Origin of the sequence: Seongchinamella sediminis (assembly GCF_003457605.1) — a bacterium.
Taxonomy (GTDB): domain Bacteria; phylum Pseudomonadota; class Gammaproteobacteria; order Pseudomonadales; family Halieaceae; genus Halioglobus; species Halioglobus sediminis.
Map to the genome: position 1 here is coordinate 186,013 of NZ_QRAN01000005.1, position 15,366 is coordinate 201,378.

The window sequence follows — 15,366 nt, forward strand, 5'->3', positions numbered from 1 at the left end:
GAGCACAAGCATGACACAGCAACAGCCCATCAAAGTGGGTATCATGGGCTTCGGCCAGACCGGGCGGCAGATTTTCGAGCTCGCCTCCCGCAGCGATGACGTCGAGGTGGTAGCGATTGCCGATATCGGCAAGCCGGAGATTCTCCACTACCTGCTGCGTTCGGAAGTAGGGCGGCCCGAGCGTCACCGGCTGGAGGGCAACTTCCTGGTCAACGACCGCTGCCGCGCCAGGTTGATGGAAATCGATCGCCCCGCGGAGATGCCCTGGGATATCTTTGGCGTCGATATCGTTATTGATTCCACCGGCAAGTACCGGGATCGGGACAGCATGACCGACCATCTGGAGAACGGGGCGCCACGGGTACTGTTGCGCACTCTCCCCATCGACCATATCGACCGCATCATCATTCCCGGCATTAACGAGACCAGCGCCAGCGCCGGCGACCGGATGGTGTCAGCGGGTTCGGCGACCACCAGCGCCCTGGCGCTGCTGCTGCACAGCCTGGCCGATAGTTTCAGTATCGAGTGCGGCAGCATGACCACCATCCACGCCTTTACCTCCGACCAGGCCCTGCAGGACTACGCCGGTTCCGACTTCCGCCGCAGCCGTTCTGCCGCCAAGAACATTATTCCCAACAGTCACGAGGCGAGCCTGTGGCTGGGCAATATCCTGCCCGAGTTCGACGGCAAGATCCTGACCTCGGCACTGAATGTGCCAGTACAGGAGGGCTGCCTGCTGGACGTCAACCTGGTCATGACCGACAGCGCGGTCGATGCCGCGGCGGTAAACGACGCCATGCGCGCGGCGGCGGCCAGCAAGCCGGGCATTATCGGTGCGGTGGAAGACCCGATCGTATCCTCCGACGTCATCGGCAATCCGCTGTCGCTGCTGTTTGATACCCAGGGCACGATCAAGGCCGGTAACAACACCATCAAAACCCTCAGCTGGTACGAGAACCTGGGTCACGCGGCGCGGTTGCTGGACGTGGTGAGGCTGTACAGCAAGCTGGATCGGCAACAGGAGGCCGCGTAATGAGAGTTGGTATTAACGGTTTTGGCCGCATTGGCCGCTCGGTCTTCCGCATTCTCGAGAACGTGGCCGGGGTGGACGTGGTTGCCATCAATGACCTGTTTGACAACGACGCTCTGCGTTACCTGCTCAGCTACGATACGGTAATGGGACCCTTTGGGAAAAACCTGAAGCTGGAGGATGATCACTTTGTCACTGACAAGGGACGGACCAGGCTGCTCAACGAGCGCAACCCGGCCGACATTCCCTGGGGCGAACTGGGCGTGGATGTGGTGGTGGAAGCCACCGGTGTATTCCGCACCCGGGAGCAGCTGGTGCAGCACCTCGATGCCGGTGCCGGTCGGGTGATTCTCACCGTGCCGTCCAAGGACCCGGTGGATTATACCGTGGTGCTCGGCGTTAATGATGAGGGCCTGCAGCCGGAACACCGGATTATCTCCAATGCCAGTTGCACCACCAACTGCCTGGCGCCCATGGCCAGGGTGCTCAACGATGCCTTCGGGATCGAGGAGGGGGTGATCAACACGGTGCATGCCTATACCAACGACCAGCGGCTGGCGGATGTGCCCCACTCGGACTGGCGCCGCAGCCGCGCCGCCGCCGAGAATATCATTCCCACCTCTACCGGCGCGGCCAAGGCGGTGGGCGAGGTTCTGCCGCAGCTGAAGGGCAAGTTACATGGCATTGCCGCCCGGGTTCCGGTGCCGGACGGCTCGGTGGTGGACCTGTTCGTCAAGCTGGGCCGGCGCGTCACCGTGGACGATGTCAATGCGGCGGTACGGGAAGCCTCCGCGTCGGAACGGCTCAAGGGTATTCTGGAGTACAGCGAAGTGCCGGTGGTTTCCTCGGATATTATCGGCAACTCCCATTCCTCAATTTACGACGCGGGCTTCACCGGGGTAACTGCGGAGCGGTACCTGCGGGTGCTGAACTGGTACGACAACGAGTGGGGTTACTCCTCCCGGGTGTGCGATCTGCTGGGGAGGATTGACGCCTGGTGAATACGACGCAACCAGAGCCGGACTACAGCGCGCTGCGCAGCAATGTCAGCGACCTGGGCCGTATCCTGGGCGATACCATAGCCAGCGCCGAGGGCGATGACTTTCTCGCTCTCATCGAGCGTATCCGCGGTTTGTCCAAGGGCGCCCGCGATGGCTCGGGCCAGGACCAGGCGCAGTTGCTGGAGCAACTGCGGGCGCTGGACAATGACCAGCTGGTGCCAGTGGCCAGGGCCTTCGCCCAGTTCCTGAACCTGGCCAATATTGCCGAGCAGCATCACCTGGTGTCGCGGGAGATGGACCCGCTGATGTCCGCCTCCCGCAACCTCGCTGCCAGCCTGGCGGAATTGCGGGCGGAGGGGGTGCCGGTGGCGGAGATCGAACAGGCCATCGCCGATCTCAAGATGGAGCTGGTCCTGACCGCCCATCCCACTGAAATCACCCGGCGTACCCTGATCCACAAGCACAGCGAGATTGGCGATTGCCTCAGCCGCCTGGAACTGGGTGGCCTGACCTCGCGGGAGGAGTCCCAGCTGCAGCTGCGGCTGCGGGAACTGGTGGCGCAAATCTGGTACGGCGATGATTTTCGCCGCGAGCGGCCCACCCCGGTGGATGAGGCCAAGTGGGGCTTTGCGGTAGTGGAGGAGTCCCTGTGGCGTGCGGTGCCCGAGTTCCTGCGGCGCCTTGATGATGCCCTGGAGCAACAGTGCGGCCTGTCGCTGCCACTGGAGGCGGCCCCGGTGAGTTTCGTTTCCTGGATGGGGGGTGACCGTGACGGCAATCCCAACGTGACCGCAGAGGTGACGCGGGAGGTCATGCTGTTGTCGCGCTGGCAGGCGGCCCAGCTGTACCTGGGGGATGTCACCGGCCTGCTGGATGAGCTGTCCATGACTCGCTGCAGCGATGAACTGCGCGAGCTGGCGGGAGACGCTCACGAACCCTATCGGGCAATATTGCGCCGCCTGCGCGGGATGCTGCGCGACACCCTCGCCAGTATTGAGGCACAGCTGCGCGGTGAGCCGGCGCCGGCGGTAGAGATCCTGCAGCGGTCTGAACAGCTGTGGCAGCCCCTGCTGGCCTGTTACCGCTCGCTCATGGAGTGCGGCATGGGCATCATCGCCCGCCGCACCCTGCTGGATGTGATGCGCCGGGTACGTTGCTTCGGCGTTCACCTGGTGCGTCACGATATTCGCCAGGACAGCGCCCGCCACACCGAGGCCCTGTCGGAGATCACCCGTTGCCTGGGCCTCGGTGATTACGCCGACTGGGACGAGGATGCCCGCCGTGCCTTCCTGTTGCGTGAACTGGGTAATCCACGGCCACTGGTGCCCCGGCGCTGGCAGCCGTCGGCCCCAGTCCAGGAGGTGCTGGATACCTGTGCGGTCGCCGCGGAGCAGGCGCCGGAGGCGCTGGGGGCCTACGTTATTTCCATGGCGCGGCAGGCGTCGGATGTGCTGGCAGTGCACCTGCTGTTGCAGGAAGCAGGCGTGCGCACGCCGATACCGGTGGCGCCTTTGTTCGAGACCCTCGATGACCTGTCCCGGGCGCGGGAGGTGATCGGCGACCTGCTGGAGAACCACTGGTACCGGGGCCAGGCCGGCGGCAGGCTGATGGTGATGATTGGTTACTCCGATTCCGCCAAGGATGCCGGCGTCATGGCCGCCTCCTGGGCCCAGTACCGGGCGCAGGAAGAGTTGCTGGAGGTGTGCCAGCGGCACGAGGTCGAGCTGACCCTGTTCCACGGTCGCGGCGGTACCATCGGTCGCGGCGGTGCGCCGGCCCACCAGGCGCTGTTGTCGCAGCCTCCCGGTTCATTGAAAAACGGCCTGCGGGTGACCGAGCAGGGCGAGATGATCCGTACCAAACTGGGCTGGACATCGCTGGCGGTCAAAACCCTGGCGCTGTACACGGTAGCGATCTGCCAGGCCAACCTGCGCACGCCTCCCGCGCCGCAGGATGAATGGCGCGAGGTGATGGAGGAGTTGTCCCTTGAGTCCTGCAAGGCCTACCGCGCGGTGGTCCGCGAGCAAGCGGATTTCGTTGCCTATTTCCGCCATGCCACCCCGGAGCAGGAGCTGGCCAAGCTGCCGCTGGGGTCCCGTCCGGCGCGGCGCAAGGCCGGCGGCGGCATCGAGAGCCTGCGGGCGATCCCGTGGATATTTGCCTGGTCGCAAAACCGGCTGATGCTGCCGGCCTGGCTGGGGGCCGGGGCGGCGCTTGCCAGTGCTCGCAGCAGTGGTCGCGCTGCGCTGATCGGCGAAATGGCGGCCAACTGGCCGTTCTTCGCCACCCGCCTGTCCATGCTGGAAATGGTGTTCGCCAAGGCCGATGTGGAGCTGTCCGCCTACTACGACCAGGTGCTGGTGCCGCCAGAGCTGGCTTTTATCGGCGACAGCTTGCGCCAGCAGTTACGGGCTGATATGGCCACGGTGCTGGAGATTGACGGCAGCGACCAGTTGCTGGCAAACCAGCCCTGGACGGCCGAATCCATCAGGCTGCGGAATATTTACACCGACCCACTGAACTTTTTGCAGGCGGAACTGCTCAAACGAAACCGGCAGCACGAGGAGCCCCGGCTGGAACGCGCCATCATGGTGACCATTGCCGGTATTGCCGCTGGAATGCGCAACACCGGCTGACAGGTTCTGGCGGGTGGCAGCCGCTGCCACTGGCGTGCCCCGGTCCGGGGCGATTCCCTCCCTTATATCCAGAGGTTGCGTATGTATCGAGTTTTCAAGATTACCGTCCTGGTAGCGGTTATGACCCTGCTGGGGCAGGGCGCCTGGGCACAGGACAATTACGACAAGGCCATTGCAGCGTTCAGGTCGGCTGGCGACAGCGCCAACTATTTCAACAGCGCCTACGGCTATGCGATATTCCCCACCATCGGCAAGGGGGGCATCGGTATTGGCGGCGCCCACGGCCGGGGCCGGGTATACGCCGCCGGGCAGCATGTGGGCAACACCACCATGACCCAGGTCACCGTCGGCTTCCAGCTGGGCGGCCAGGCCTACAGCCAGATTGTGTTCTTCGAGGACCAGCGGGCCTTTCGCGAGTTTACCACCGGGAATTTTGAGTTCAGTGCCCAGGCCACCGCGGTGGCGATCACCGCCGGCGTTTCCGCCGAGGCCAATACCGGTGGCGGTGTTGCCGCCGGCGCCAGCGGCGGTCAGAACAACGCCACCACCAGCCATGGCGGCTACCGCAAGGGCATGGCGATATTTACCCTCGCCAAGGGCGGGCTGATGTATGAGGCGGCCCTGGGCGGCCAGAAATTCGATTACACGCCACTGTAGCTTCGCGCCGGCGCTGGCCCGGCCGCAGGCCTAACCGGCGCCGGTGCTGCCAGCCGCGGCGTGAATGGCCGAGGCGACATCCAGTTGTTCCTGGCGTACCTCGCCGGTCACGATCACATGCCAGGCCCTGGGGCCATGAGCGCCGCAGACCAGCTGCGCCTCAATATCCGCGGTACTGGAGGGGCCGGCGATACAGAACAGGCCACGGGGCCTGTCTGCCCCGGCGAATGCGGGTTCCAGCTGCTGCCACAGTGACTCCAGGTCCGGCAGCAGGCGATCCACGTCCAGCACCACCAGGTGGTGCTCCGGCAGCAGGTTATTGCGGGCGGGGTTATTCCTGCCGGTCAGGAATATCGTCGCCCCGGTTTCCGCCACGCCCCACTGGGCGTAACTCAGCGCCACCGGCTCGCCGGGTTCAATTTCGCCAAAGCGCGGCAGCACGCCGCCGTCGCGCCAGGGCATGGCGGCGAGGTGGGGGTCGTTACCCGCCACCAGCCGGTGGCTGCGGTAGTGGCGATAGAGGTACTGGCCCACCGCCTTGACCACATCGACCCGGCCGGGGGCCACTTCGATACTGCCCTGGTTGCGCAGGACGTTGGTCATAAAGGCGATACAGGTATCATCGTGCGGCAATGCCGCCGCCGGGGCCACGCCAAAACCCTGCAGTTCCGCCGCGATGGCGGCGGCGTCCTGACCACGGCTGGCGTGGCGTATGCGGGCCATAATCCGGGAGCGGCTGTCGCTACTCATGGCCGCCCCTCCGGCCCTTGTATTGCTGCATGAAGCTGCCGCCCTGGGGAGTCGGGAAATCCCGCTGGCCGGTCCAGCCCGACGCGAAGGGCAATTTGCGGAAACGGCCTTGCCGGCGCCCGAGGCGGCTCAGGATCGACATCACCCGGGCAGTGAGGAACTGGTACAGTCCCGGCCTGGCCGCCAGCCAGGCGTGCAGGCGCAGTCCGGCACGCCAGCGCGGCGAACCGATTTTTTCCTCGCTTTGCTGGTGGCGCAGGTCGCGCAGCAGGTCGGGCAGGGGAATGTCCGCGGGACACACCTCGGCGCAGCGGCCGCAACTGGTGCAGGCATTGGGCAGGGCCTCGGCGTCTTCCAGCGAGTTGAGCAGCGGGGTGAGCACCGAGCCCATCGGCCCCGGGTAAACCCAGCCGTAGCTGTGGCCGCCGCTGGCGGCGAAGATCGGGCAATGATTCAGGCAGGCGCCGCAGCGTATACACTGCAGCATTTCCCGGTAGTCGCTGGCGAGAATGTCGCTGCGCTGGTTGTCCAGCAGGACGATGTGGGTTTCCAGCGGGCCGTCCAGTTCGGTTTCGCGGCGCGGCCCCGAGTAAAAGCTGGTGTAGCAGGTTTGCGGCTGCCCGGTGGCGGAACGCACCAGCAGCCGTTGCACGGCAGTGGCGTCCTCACCCCTGGGCAGGACTCGATCCAGGGTGGTACAGATGATCAGTACCCGGGGCAGGTTGGCGCAGAGATCGCCATTGCCTTCGTTGGTTACCAGCATGGAATAGCCGGTTTCAGCGATCAGGGCATTGGCGCCAATAATGCCGACATCGGCCTGCAGGAACTTGTCGCGCAGTACCGCCCGGGCCTCGCCCACCAGGTCGCTGGTGGTTTCCAGTTCGCGTTCGCCCAGGTCGTGTTTTTCCTGGAACAGCTGTCGTATCTGCGCTTTCGACTTGTGCAGGGCCGGACCGACTATGTGGCTGGGCGTTTCGCCGGCCTGCTGGATGATGTACTCGCCCAGGTCGGTTTCGGTCACCTCCAGGCCACCGCGCATCAGGTAGTCGTTGAGGCCGGTTTCCTCGGTGACCATGGACTTGCCCTTGGCCACCTTGCGGGCGTCGTGCTGCTGGCAAATGTCGAGGACGATGGAGTTGAGTTCGGTGGCGGAGTCGGCGTAATGCACCTGGCTGCCATTGTTGCAGGCCTCCAGTTCAAACCGCGCCAGGTAATAGTCGAGGTTATCCAGGGTGTGCTGGCGCAGGCGTTTGACGTGCCGCCTGAGGGCCTCGAAATCGCCGAACTGCTGCACGGCAGCATTGCGGACGATGGGGGTAAACAGGGCCATCGCGTCGCGCTGCGCAGACCCGGCCTTGTCGGCCAGCGCATCCAGCGTCTTGCTGTGGAAGTGTTGGCTTTGCAGTTCCACCGGGCCTACTCTCCCTCGCCGATAGCCGGTGAGTATAGATCGCCGGCCAGGATTTCTGCCACGTGCCGGACTTCGATATCGATACCTTCGCGGCGGGCCCGGCCAGCGATACTCAGCAGGCAGCCGAGGTCGCCGCCGGTGAGCATGGCAGCGCCGGTCGCGGTGGCGTTGCGCAGTTTATCGTCGGTCATTTTTGCGGAAATCTCCGGCATTTTGGCGCAAAACGTTCCGCCAAAACCACAGCACACTTCCGTTTGCTGCATCTCCTTAACGTCTACCTGGCAGAGCTTGCGCAGCAGTTCCCGGGGTTGTTGTTTGATTCCCAGTTCGCGCAGGCCGGCGCAACTGTCGTGGTAGGTTATGGCCGGCAATTCGGTGACCACCGCCGGGGCGCGGTCCAGTTTGACCACTTCGGTGAGGAAACTGGTCAGCTCCCAGGTTCTCTGCGCCAGTGCCAGGGCCCGCCGCCGCCATTCGCCCTGCAGTATGCGGGGGTAGTGCTCGCGCACCATACCGGCGCAGGAACCGGAGGGGGCGACCACATATTCCGCGGCCTCGAACTGCTCGATAAATTGCCGGGCAAGCACCGCGGCTGACTCGTATTCCCCCGCGTTGTAGCCGGGCTGGCCGCAACAGGTCTGCCGCTGAGGAACATCGACGATGCACCCGGCCTGTTCCAGCAGGCGGAGGCTGGCGAAGGCGACCGAGGGTCGCATGAGATCCGCCAGACAGGTGACGAACAGAGATACGCGGGGGGCGCTGGGGTCGCTCATGCTGGTAGGGGTCCGAAAGGCATTGGCTCCAGTATATCTGATTCGCGCCGCGGCTCTAACCCTGCCAGGGCAGCTGCCCGAGAATCATTACCAGCAGCCCGGCGAGCATACACAGTCCTGCCACCTGCCCGCCGCGGGCCAGTGGGTGGTGGCTTTGCAGTAACTTGACCAGCAGGGTCTTGCGGTCGACCCGGACCCCCGCCTGGGCCAGGGGCGCGATTTCCCGGTTGATTGCCTGTGCGTCCAGGGCCGGCAGCAGGGGCGTGCCGGTAAATACCACCACATCGTCAACCAGCAGGAAGGGGCCGCGATACTGTATCCGGGCTCCGCTGGCCAGGTGATAGAGCCGGCGGTGATCCACCAGCACCAGGTGGTCTTCCCAGCTGCCCAGGTAGTCGCGCTCGCTGCGCAGCAGTAGCTGCAGGGCTAGCAAAGGGCCGCAGAGAACCAGTATGGCACCCACCAGGGTGGCCAGGCTAACGCCAAGCCCCACCAGCAGGATGACAACGGCAAGGGCCACTACCGCCAGTGCCACATTGGCGTGCCTGAGCTGCTGCGGGCGAGTCGCGACGGCATCGATCCAGCTGATATCGTCGGCGATATCGTCCAGCGGTGCGGCACCGCTGCTCGGCCTGCCCCTGTAGACCAGGGCTCTCGCGGCCTGCAGGTAGGCCCGGGCGAGGCTCACCAGGACGATGCCCAGCAGCAGGATCAGCGCCAGCGACCAGGCCAGACGGGTCAGTCGCTGTGCGCTGGCCCTGGTTTCGATCATGGTCTGCAGTGACTCGGACACCAGTGGCGCCTCGGCCTTGCCGGCAGCGCTGAAGCGCAGTATCTGCGCCTGCTGCGGATGATAGAGCAGGATTTTGTTGCCCCAGTTCACCAGCTGCCCCGGGCTTGTGGTCTGCCGGGTCGCTAATTGCTTGATGAATTTCCAGTCGTGGTCGAACAGGTAAAGGCCGCTGGCGCCGCTGGCCGGGTTGTAGAGGATGGCCCACCAGTGGCTGTCGCTGCTGGCAAAATCCCAGACCCGGCTCAGTTCTGCTTCCAGCGCGCTGGGCGGCAGTAGCAGTATTTCATCGAGTTGCTGGCCGAAGGCCCGGTCCTCGTAGCGCAGCACCGACACTGCCGGACCCTCGCTGCTATTGACCAAAAGCAGGCCTGCATTGAGGCGCAGCACAGGGTTTGCGGCCAGCGGCCTGTCGGTGTCGGCCAGCCTGGTGCCGTCCGCCGCCAGCTTGGCCAGTGACTGGCCGGCAACGTCGGCGACAAACAACTCGCCGCTCAGCGGGTGTACGCTCAGCGCATCCGGCGCCTGCGTTCTTGCCATGGCTACGCATTGCCGGTCGTCCAGGCTGCACTGCCACAGTTGCGAGCCTGCGGTGGGATCCTCCAGTGCCTGCGCTGTCAGCAATAGTTCCCCGGCGGGGGTATAGGCAAGGGGCGGTGACAGGGCAGTCAGTCCCAGTTCCCGGGCGGGGATCGCGGTTGTGCTCACCCCGGCCCGATCGTGCAGCAACAGTTCTTTTCCGGCCAGCACGGCAAGCTCCCCGCCGGTACTGGCGGCAAGCGCTGTGGGACCGGTTACATCTGCGGCCGGTGTCAGGGCGAGCAAACGCCCCAGGAGTATCAGCAGCAGGGCCAGCGCGGTAGCCGCGGTGAGCAGGGCCCTGCGTTTTTTTTCCCGGGCCAGCGCCGGCCGTTCCCTGACTTCAGTGGTGTTGCGGAATGGTCGCAGCTGATACAGATTTGGCGCTGTCCGGGACTGACTGGCCTTGCCGGCATGATAAGCGGTGCTGCGCCGCGGCAACTCCAGCCGTGACTTGACTCTGGCCCGGGTGGCCCTGATGGCACCGGTGGCCGCCAACGCCCTGGCGCCACGTTCGATGGCTCTTTCCTCCAGCTCCCGTGCCCGCTGTAGCGCTTCCTGCTCTGCCTGGCGACGGGCCTGTTCTGCCCTGGCCTGCGCGGCCTGTTCTGCCTCGCGCTGCTTGCGGCGGGCTGCTTTTTCCTCCGCCTTGCGTCGCGCCTCTGCTTTGGCCCGGCGTTTTTTCTCCAGTTCGCGCTGCCGTTTCTGCTCCTGTTGCTCGCGGGCCCTGCGCCGCGCCTCCGCGGCTTTTTCCTGGCGCTCCTGTTCTGCGGCCTCTGCTGCAATCCGCGCCGCTTCCGCCTCGCGCCGTTTGCGCTCCGCCTCGGCCGCGGCCTTTTCCCGCGCCGCTTTTTCGGCGGCGACGCGTCTTTTTTCCTTCTCGGCGGCTTTTTTCTTTGCCGCAGCCTGCGCCGCCTGGCGGCGTTTTTCTTCTTCCGCCGCTTTTTTCTGCGCGGCTGCTTCCGCTTCCTGCCGGCGCGCTTCGGCGGCGGCCGCCTTCCTGCGCGCAGCCGCCTCGGCCTTGCGCTTTCGCTCCGCCTCCTGTTCAGCCTTTAGTCGCGCCGCTTCCTCGGCCTGGCGCCGGGCGGCTTCTTTCGCGGCGCGTTTTTCCGCGGCCTCCTGCTCGGCCTTTAGTCGGGCTGCTTCCTCGGCCTGGCGCTTGCGCTCGGTCTCCTCAGCCTGTCGTTTGCGCTCCGCCTCCTCGCGCTCTAACTCCCTGCGCTGGGCCGTGCCCCTGGTTCTTCTCGCCAGGGCCTCGCGCTCGGCCTGTTGCCTGGCGGTTTCCCAGTCGGCATGGGCGTTGTCATTTTTGCTGGCGGGTGTTGCGGCAGGTTTGGGCAGGTCAGTCTCGGCAGTCACCTTGACCAGCTCCGCCTCTGCACCCAGTTTGTGCAGTTTCTGGTAATACTCCCCGGCGACCTTGCGATCGAGGTTACGGCGCAGAATGATGGTCTCACCGGTGAAGAAGTGTTCCAGCCGTTCCGGGTCGGTGATACCGAACAACCGGGCAAAGCGGGCCTTCACCTGCTCCGGGTCCTTGCCCGGCAGAATTTCGCCCCGGAACGTGAGGTTGAACCTGTTCACCTCGCGTCAATGTCCCCTGTTTGTTCTATGTACCCAATGTAAGGGCGCAGGCCAGTCCCTGCCAAGGCCTGATTGCGGATTAGTGCACTCCGTGCATCATCCTGCGCAGCAGCGGTGAGATCAGCAGCAGCAGCAGCGCAAAACCCAGCCCGAGATAGAGCAGGTCACCGAACAGGCTGGTGTAACTGACCAGCGCCGCGCCAACGTCATCGACGCTGCCGCCAACGGTTTCCACGGCGGCCAGTTTCGATAGCTGTGCGGCGACATACTCGGAGTAAGCCGTTGCCAGGAACCAGGCACCCATCATGACGCCGACTACCCGGGGCACCGCCAGCTTGGTGACGGCGGACAGGCCCACCGGTGACAGGCACAATTCGCCGCTGGTGTGCAGCAGGTAGGCCAGTACCATCCAGTATCCGGTGACCATGCCCGCCTGGTCGGGGTTGGCGGCGCCCAGTACCAGCGCACCAAAGCCCAATCCCGCCTGGCCGATGCCGAGTGCGAATTTTACCGGCGTGCTGGGCTCCAGGCCCCGGCGCCCCAGTGTTGTCCACAGCCAGGCGAACAGCGGCGCCAACAGGAAAATGAACATCGAGTTGAGGGAGCCGTACTGGGCGGCGGTAAGCTGGATGCCGAATATCTCCCGGTCCATCACCCGGTCGGCGAACAGGGTCATGGAACCGGCAGCCTGCTCGAACAGCGCCCAGAACACCACCGTGGACAGGGTCAGTATCACCAGGGCGATCATTCGCTGCCGCTCTATGGCATCGCACTGGGTGACGATAAACCAGGCCAGGCCCAGCAGTACGACCACAGAGATCAGGTTCAGGGTTATGCCCACGGCGGCGTGGAACTGCAGCATTTGCCATATGACGGCGACACCGATCAGCGCGCTGAGGTAAATCGTCCACTCGCGGTTGATGCCGATGGCCGACTTTTCCCGGAGCAACTGCGGGTCGTGGGGCTCCGCATGGCCGTGCAGGTGTTTCTGGCCATTGATGAAGGTAACCAGCCCCAGCAGCATGCCAATGCCGGCGGCGCCGAACCCGTAGGCCCAGCCCAGGGTCTCCCCCAGGTAGCCGCAGAGCAGGGTGGCGGCGAAAGCGCCGATGTTGATACCCATGTAGAAAATAGTAAAGCCGGAGTCCCGGCGCGGATCATTCTCCGCATAGAGCCTGCCGACGATGGTGGAAATGTTGGGCTTGAGAAAACCGACGCCGACCACGATAAGGGCCAGCGACAGGTAGAAGACCTGCAGCGCGGCTTCGTCCCTGACGATCTCGTCACCCACTGTGTGCGCCTGCTTTCCTTCCACAGCCATGCCCAGGTGGCCCAGCACCAGCAGCAGACCCCCGAAAATCACCGCCTTGCGCATGCCCATGTAGCGGTCGGCCAGCAGCCCGCCAATCACCGGTGTGGCGAACACCAGCGCGGCATAGCTGCCGAGCACATCCAGGCCATTGGCGTCACTGAACAGGTGGTACTTGGTCAGGTAAAGCAACAGCAGGTACTTCATGCCGTAGAAGGAAAAACGTTCCCACAGTTCGGTGGCGAAGCAGACGAACAGTCCCCGGGGGTGGCCAAAGAATCCCGTATCGGTGGCCGGGTCGACGGCGATGCTGGTGGTCATAAGCTGTATTTCCTGTGTGCCGGGACCCGCCGGGCAAGGGTTGCTGAAGGTGGTATTAAACGTCAGCGGGCGCGGCGGATGCAAACGGCCAGCGGATCCGTCCGTGCGCAGCACGCTTAATGCCAGTATCATGGCCGCCTGTATCACCGTGATGGAGAATGCGAATGAAAACCACACTGTTGCTGGCCAGCCTGTTGTTGGCACTTGGCGCCTGTTCCGGGGAGAGTTCCCAGTCCACCCCGCCTGGCGACAGCGTTGCTGCTGTCGCGCCGGGCCCTGATGCGGCACAGACGATCGAAGCGGAACTGCATCGCCATATCGCCGAACTCGCGTCGGATGCCTACGAGGGGCGGGAACCGGGCACCCCGGGCGAGGACAAGACCATTGCCTACCTGGTCAAGGAATTCCAGGCCCTGGGCCTGCAGCCCGGCAATAACGGGGATTGGTTCCAGGAAGTGCCGATCACGGCGGTGAAAACCGCCCACGACGCGGTGCTGTCGCTGCGCGGGGCTGACTACAACGCCGATCTCAGTTTTGGCGACGAGATGGTGGTGTTTACCGAGCGCCAGATGACCGTCACCGAACTCGATGAGTCCCCCCTGGTCTTCGTCGGCTACGGCATTAACGCCCCGGAACGTAACTGGAATGACTACGCCGGCATCGATGTGAAGGGCAAAACCGTGGTGGTGCTGATCAACGACCCGGGCTTTGCGACGGGTGATCCGCAGGTATTCAATGGCAATGCCATGACCTACTACGGCCGCTGGACCTACAAGTTCGAGGAGGCTGCTCGCCAGGGCGCGGCCGGGGTGATTATCGTTCACGAGACCGCGCCGGCAGCCTACGGCTGGGATGTGGTGCGCAATGGTGGCATGTCCGCCAAGATTGGCCTGACCTCGGAAAACAGGAGGGCCGACAGCGTGGCGGTGCAAAGCTGGATACCGCTGGAACAGGCCCAGGACCTGTTCGCAGCCGCCGGGGTGGACTACGCCGAGGCCAGTGCGGCAGCAGCCAGGCCGGGATTCAAGCCCTTTCCCCTGGCTGATATCACCGCAACGGTAAGGCTCGACAACGAAGTCAGTAACAAGACCAGCCACAACGTGGCGGCTTTGCTGCCCGGCAGCAAGTACCCTGGGGAAGTGGTGATTTATACCGCGCACTGGGATCACCTGGGTGTGCGCCCCGGAACCGACGGCGACAATATCTACAACGGCGCCAGCGACAATGCCTCCGGCACCGCGGGGCTGTTCTCGCTGGCCAGACTGTTCACCGAACAGGCGCAGCCGCCCGAGCGTTCAGTGCTGTTCCTGGCGGTCACTGCAGAGGAATCAGGGCTGCTCGGCTCGCGCTGGTACGGGGAGAACCCGATCTTTGCCCTCGACAAGACCGTGGCCAATTTCAACATGGATAATATCGCCGCGGGCCAGATTGGCCCCACCAGCGAGGTGGCCGTGGTCGGCTTCGGCAACAGTGAACTGGAGAACTATCTTCTCAGGGCCGCGCAAAAACAGGGCCGCGAGCTGGTCCAGGAACCCTTCCCCGAGAAAGGTTTCTACTACCGCTCCGATCACTTTTCCCTGGCCCGGGTCGGCGTGCCCGCACTCTACCTGACCCGTTCGACCGCCAGCGAGGAACACGGTCGGGAGTGGGGTGAAAAACGCCTGCAGGGCTACATCGAGAATCACTACCACAAGCCTTCCGATGAGTACGATCCCGACTGGGACCTGCGCGGTGCAGTACAGGAGGTGCAACTGCTGTATCACATGGGCAGCGAACTCGCCGCCAGTCGCGACTTTCCCAGATGGAATGACGGGGTCGAGTTCAAGGCGATCCGGGAAGCGAGCCTGGCCAGCAGCGAGGACTGACAACAAGCCTTTAGGCGCGGGCTGAGTGTCCGCCGGCGGTTGCAGTGCTATGTGCCGCAACCTGGCAGCGGGTTTTTTGCTGATTGTCGCCCGCTGCCATGTGGCTGGCGCCAGCGGCAATGCCACCGGGGGTCTGGCTCGGGTCAAATGTACAGCCTGAAAAGCTGTAATCACCGGAGTCAGAACGTGAACTTGTTTATCCGCCTGTCGGGCCCGCATGATGGGGCCGATAGTGCACCGGATCTCCTCCCGGCCCAGCGTATGGTGCTGGATTACGCCCGTTTCCTGGAGGAGTCTGCCCCACTGCCCGGGCGCATTGTTGACCAGTCGCTGCTGCCGCACCCCAAATCGGGGCTGAAAGCTGCGCTGCTGCTATGCATCGCTGACAGCAATCACGATGGGCTGGCGGAGGATCTCAAAGCGGGCCTGCTGATGCTTGCCGCGTTCCAGCCAGGGGTGGGTGCGCAGGCCCTGGGCACTGATTTTGCCGGGTTGGACCTGGACGAGGACATGCTGGATATCGCCGTGCAACTGGAGCAGGAGGAGCAGCAGGCACATTCGCGACGGGCGCAGGTGCGCCGGGAACTGCAGCAACTGAGCCAGGAGCTGGATGCCATGGAACGTGAACAGGCGCAGTCCCAGCCCCTCACCGCCTAGACG

General features: G+C 64.4%; 11 protein-coding genes. 6 read left to right on the top strand and 5 right to left on the bottom strand.

The annotated features are described in order from the left end of the window. Positions 1–10 precede the first annotated feature (10 nt). The 4 genes from DWB85_RS06680 (at position 11) to DWB85_RS06695 (ending at position 5,324) form a co-directional block, all read left to right on the top strand. Positions 11–1,033, top strand: coding sequence for a type I glyceraldehyde-3-phosphate dehydrogenase (locus tag DWB85_RS06680; protein ID WP_117953433.1), 1,023 nt, complete (start codon positions 11–13; stop codon positions 1,031–1,033). Beyond that, on the top strand, positions 1,033–2,031 hold the full coding sequence (gene gap / locus DWB85_RS06685) for a type I glyceraldehyde-3-phosphate dehydrogenase (RefSeq protein ID WP_117953434.1): 999 nt from the start codon (positions 1,033–1,035) through the stop codon (positions 2,029–2,031). The genes DWB85_RS06680 and gap overlap by 1 nt, the downstream gene beginning before the upstream one ends. Continuing rightward, positions 2,028–4,667 (top strand): phosphoenolpyruvate carboxylase, encoded by a 2,640-nt coding sequence (ppc, locus tag DWB85_RS06690; protein WP_117953435.1) that lies wholly within the window; start codon positions 2,028–2,030, stop codon positions 4,665–4,667. Before gap ends, ppc begins: the two co-directional genes overlap by 4 nt. An 81-nt stretch (positions 4,668–4,748) precedes the next feature. Beyond that, positions 4,749–5,324, top strand: a complete 576-nt coding sequence (locus DWB85_RS06695) for a lipid-binding SYLF domain-containing protein (protein ID WP_117953436.1) — start codon at positions 4,749–4,751, stop codon at positions 5,322–5,324. Between the two features lie 30 nt (positions 5,325–5,354). Here the strand turns inward: DWB85_RS06695 and DWB85_RS06700 are convergent, their stop codons facing one another. From DWB85_RS06700 to DWB85_RS06720, 5 genes are all read right to left on the bottom strand, one after another. Further along, positions 5,355–6,074 (bottom strand): LutC/YkgG family protein, encoded by a 720-nt coding sequence (locus tag DWB85_RS06700; RefSeq protein ID WP_117953437.1) that lies wholly within the window; start codon positions 6,072–6,074, stop codon positions 5,355–5,357. Beyond that, a complete protein-coding gene (locus tag DWB85_RS06705) occupies positions 6,067–7,485 on the bottom strand; it encodes a LutB/LldF family L-lactate oxidation iron-sulfur protein (protein WP_117953438.1) in 1,419 nt (472 codons plus the stop codon). Before DWB85_RS06705 ends, DWB85_RS06700 begins: the two co-directional genes overlap by 8 nt. Positions 7,486–7,490: 5 nt before the next feature. Beyond that, positions 7,491–8,258, bottom strand: coding sequence for a (Fe-S)-binding protein (locus tag DWB85_RS06710; protein ID WP_117953439.1), 768 nt, complete (start codon positions 8,256–8,258; stop codon positions 7,491–7,493). A 55-nt stretch (positions 8,259–8,313) separates the two neighbouring features. After that, complete coding sequence (locus tag DWB85_RS06715) at positions 8,314–11,211, bottom strand: hypothetical protein (protein WP_117953440.1); 2,898 nt, start codon at positions 11,209–11,211, stop codon at positions 8,314–8,316. A gap of 79 nt (positions 11,212–11,290) precedes the next feature. Continuing rightward, complete coding sequence (locus DWB85_RS06720) at positions 11,291–12,841, bottom strand: peptide MFS transporter (protein ID WP_117953441.1); 1,551 nt, start codon at positions 12,839–12,841, stop codon at positions 11,291–11,293. Positions 12,842–13,005: 164 nt separating this feature from the next. On the opposite strand from DWB85_RS06720, the gene DWB85_RS06725 reads away from it, so the two are divergent. Both DWB85_RS06725 and DWB85_RS06730 read left to right on the top strand, forming a co-directional pair. Then, complete coding sequence (locus DWB85_RS06725) at positions 13,006–14,706, top strand: M28 family metallopeptidase (protein WP_239017240.1); 1,701 nt, start codon at positions 13,006–13,008, stop codon at positions 14,704–14,706. A 186-nt stretch (positions 14,707–14,892) separates the two neighbouring features. Continuing rightward, positions 14,893–15,363, top strand: a complete 471-nt coding sequence (locus DWB85_RS06730) for a hypothetical protein (protein WP_117953443.1) — start codon at positions 14,893–14,895, stop codon at positions 15,361–15,363. Positions 15,364–15,366 lie beyond the last annotated feature (3 nt).